At 55.7% G+C, this 3,486-nt stretch carries 6 protein-coding genes; 3 read left to right on the top strand and 3 right to left on the bottom strand.

The features are described 5' to 3' along the window. On the top strand, positions 1–288 hold a 288-nt coding region (locus tag WB528_RS15655; protein WP_423889323.1), incomplete at its 5' end, for a hypothetical protein. A gap of 51 nt (positions 289–339) precedes the next feature. Here the strand turns inward: WB528_RS15655 and WB528_RS15650 are convergent. From WB528_RS15650 to WB528_RS15640, 3 genes are all read right to left on the bottom strand, one after another. Next, positions 340–948: a mobile mystery protein B gene (locus WB528_RS15650; protein ID WP_423889322.1), complete on the bottom strand. Its 609-nt coding sequence runs from the start codon at positions 946–948 to the stop codon at positions 340–342. Further along, the gene (locus WB528_RS15645; RefSeq protein ID WP_423889321.1) at positions 945–1,388 is read right to left on the bottom strand and encodes a helix-turn-helix domain-containing protein; all 444 of its coding nucleotides are present in this window, start codon (positions 1,386–1,388) and stop codon (positions 945–947) included. The genes WB528_RS15650 and WB528_RS15645 overlap by 4 nt, the downstream gene beginning before the upstream one ends. A gap of 287 nt (positions 1,389–1,675) precedes the next feature. Further along, a complete protein-coding gene (locus tag WB528_RS15640) occupies positions 1,676–2,158 on the bottom strand; it encodes a YdeI/OmpD-associated family protein (protein WP_423889320.1) in 483 nt (160 codons plus the stop codon). Positions 2,159–2,196: 38 nt separating this feature from the next. Here WB528_RS15640 and WB528_RS15635 point away from each other — a divergent pair, with 38 nt between their 5' ends. Then, positions 2,197–2,940 carry an SDR family NAD(P)-dependent oxidoreductase gene (locus tag WB528_RS15635; RefSeq protein ID WP_423889319.1) on the top strand — a complete coding sequence of 248 codons (744 nt, stop codon included), beginning with the start codon at positions 2,197–2,199 and terminating at the stop codon, positions 2,938–2,940. A gap of 45 nt (positions 2,941–2,985) precedes the next feature. Further along, a partial coding sequence (locus tag WB528_RS15630; protein WP_423889318.1) for a hypothetical protein occupies positions 2,986–3,486 on the top strand: 501 nt, incomplete at its 3' end.

Below are 3,486 nucleotides of genomic sequence, written 5' to 3'. Positions count from 1 at the left end.
AAGGTATGCTCCGCAGGGTCGCAGAACCGGCATTCCGAGTTCAAATCGAGACCAAAAGAATTTGCCGCTTATACGTTCCTCATCAATAATTTACGGAAGGCAAGAAGCACAACGTTGGGACACTACTGGTTTAAGGTCATTTCCAAGGAAGAAGGTTTGAAGCTGAAAGATTCCCAACATTCCGAGGGCTACGATAACTGCCTTCAACCACCCCATCTTCCCTTTTTCGGCGGCCATAAGCCTGCCCTCTTTGTTGCCAAACGACACTGGAATATAACAACGATGTAGCCGAGGGGCACCTTACTTCAAAGCAGATGCCCTACTCACGACCTGCCCATGTCACGACCGAGCAAAGTCGAGAAGGGGCTTCACTACGTTGTCATTTGCATCAAGCGCCCGGAGTGCCGCGAGATACCTGCTGCGTGCATCGCCTTGCGCGACCAGGTCTTTTCCGGCACCCCAGGTGAATTCCGCCTGGCCGTACTTTACGGCGACGATGTCGGCAATCATTCGGGCGTGGCGCCCGTTTCCATTTGCGAACGGATGTATTCTCGTCAATTGGTGATGAAAACGAAGGAGCGCCTCGTCAGTCGGGAACGTCTGGTTCTCGACCCAGTATCGCGTGTTGGCGAGGAGTTGGGGAATGCGTTGCACGATCTCCCTCGGGTCGCATCCAGTGTTTCGTTCCGTTTGACGATACGTGCCGGCCCATTTCCAAACGTTGTCGAACATCCGGCTATGGAGCTCTCGGACATAAAGTTCATCCAAGGGATCAGATACCCTCATCGTTCGACCATCAAACGCCCATTCGCGAGCCCGCAGAATGTTTAGGGCTTCGTATTCATTCAGTTCGCCCATGGTGCTGATGCGGGGAATGAGTTGTTCGGCTTCTTCTTGCCGAATCGGAGTATTCCCGTCCGCGTATTTGTGATTGAGGATGAAGTTCATCGATTGTTATTGCGATTCAAGCGCCGCTGTGTTTCATCCTCAGCCAGTTGGTTGGCGTTTTCGGGTTTCTGGTCTTCGAGCGCCATTGTATGGACGACGGTTTTGACATCACGAGTTGCGCGCGCGCGCGTAGGTTCTTCCGCCAAGTCCGCGAACGAACCAGACCTCGGCACGATTACGTAGACCAAGTCACAGCCCATGGCTCCGGCAACCCTCCGAAGAGCGCGAAGCGTGATGCGGTCTTGGGCTTCGGCGTGTTCAAACTGTTGGATGGCCTGTCCGGATGCGCGCATTTTCTTGGCGACTTGGCGCTGGCTAAGACCAAGCGCCTCGCGCGCCGACGCGAGCCACCCGCCCGACGGTCGAGGTGGCAGGCTACGCGCGAGCTCGACGTTTCGATCTAACTGTGACAGCCGTAACTGTCTGAATTCGCGTTTCATAATTCTCCTGTCAAGTTATAGCTTGACATAAATGTTATAGATGTCAAGTTATTGCTTGTCATTGCTTGATCATGTGACAAGTTGGAGCTTGCCATCCTGGGACAAAATGACAACTATTACTTGATTCCTACCGCGCTGTCCGACGCTGTGGTGGTCGTACCGGGTGTTCTCTGACCGCGTGAGCAGCCTTCCAAATAACCAGTTAGGTCGTGAACTCGCTCGATGTGATGTAATGACGCCTTTTTTAGAAACAGCTCGTTGCTGCAAACGCCAGGCGGCCACAGGGTTCAATCTGTGAGCTCGTTGAATCCTCGGCCGCTCAAGATCATTGGGACACACCTCTCCGCCCGCGCTGCCCTCGTCTTAACCTGCTTCGCACCCGCGATATGAAAGATGTACGACTTCCTCCGTCTCGGCGTGAGCGCTTCGAATGCCGCCCGCGGCTCCGGAGCTGCATCCAGCCTGGCCTGCAACTCCTCAGGAACTGCATACTCTGAAACGTTCGTGAGCAGGAGTGCCCGGGGCGCGGGAGTTTGCTGTTGATGAAGAGACTCTCTTCTGTTCGTTAGAAAGATTGAGACGGGTCCACGGCCCGCGCGGCCATTGATGTTTCGTTCATGTTGACATCCTCCTAGGGCCCGGTCTAAATGAATATTTCGAGGTCGTGCTGCGGTGGCGAAGAATGTCACCCATCCCGGGGCCCTCGGGGTACTTACTGACGTGTTGTTTCGATATCCACCGAAGCGAGCGAGGGAACCCACGAAATACATTCGCGAAGCAAGACGCGCTTCAAAAAGGGGATTCGCAAATGGCTACAAATTCGTTGACAGCTCTTATTACGGGAGGAACGAGTGGCATTGGCCGAGCGACAGCTAATAGACTGGCGAAGCTTGGGATTCACGTTTTAGTCGTAGGTCGCAACGCGAAGCGCGGCGACGAGACGCTCGCAGAAATCCGTGCGTCAGGAGGAAAAGCGGATTTTATCTCGTCTGATCTCGGAAACGCGTCGAGCGCGCGCGAAGTGGCGAAAAGGGCGATCGAGCTCGGATATGGCCACGTCGATATCCTGATCAACAATGCTGGGATCTTCCCGTTTGGCCCTACGGAACAAACCAAGGAAGAAGAATTTGACCGAGTGTACTCGCTCAATGTGAAGGTGCCGTACTTTCTTGTCGCGGAACTTGCTCCGCTGATGGCAAAGAGGGGAAAAGGTGCCATCGTTAATGTTTCGACGATGGTTGCCGACTATGGGGTGTCCGGCATGAGCCTCTATGGGTCGAGCAAGGCCGCGATTAATTTGCTGACTAAGGCGTGGGCGGCTGAATATGGTCCGCGCGGCGTTCGCGTCAATGCGGTCAGTCCCGGACCTACACGCACGGAAGGCACGGATGCAATGGGTGAAGGTCTCGAGCAACTCGCCGCTCAGGCACCCGCGGGCCGTCCGGCGACAGCCGACGAGATTGCCGAAGCCATTGTGTTTCTCGCTACGGACCGTTCCAGTTTTATCTATGGGGCAAAGATTGCCGTCGACGGCGGCCGCACCGCCATTTGAAATATCGCAGCGATTCCACAAAGGGTGTGTCTGAGGATTGTCGCAATGCCCCTTCTCGTCACAAGCGCATCGGGTGCCAACGGGAATGGATTTGGCGCACTGCTCGCCTTTGAATTGGACGGAACGTTCCGCGGGCCATTCATTGAGGATGATCGCATTGACGACCCCCGAGGCCTTGCAGTCGATCCGATGGAAAATTTGCTCTTTCTAAACAGTGGGACCGATCGCGTGTTAGCGATTTCCTCGGATCGCCGGGTCGTCCGCGATACCGGCCGGATTGAAGGGCTGAATCCCGGCGGTGGGATTTTGGGCCGGGATGGCCGTTATTTCGTGGGCCTGCGCGGCGAACGCACAATCGTTGCCTTTTCGACCAGCCTCGATGCTGCCGTGGAGCATGTGTTGCCACCCCAAGTCGTACCTTTTCCTCGAGGGTTTGCTTTCGGCCATGATGGCCGGCTTTTCCTGGCCTCGGGAATCGGCCCCGACGGCCAGGGCGATAACGCCATAGTGGCCTTCAGCCGAGGCACGCCCTCGCAGTTCTCTCGT

This window comes from Bradyrhizobium sp., assembly GCF_049586575.1.
GTDB lineage: Bacteria > Pseudomonadota > Alphaproteobacteria > Rhizobiales > Xanthobacteraceae > Bradyrhizobium.
The sequence above is the reverse complement of the archived record's forward strand: the minus strand, read 5'-3'. Positions and strand labels throughout refer to the sequence as shown.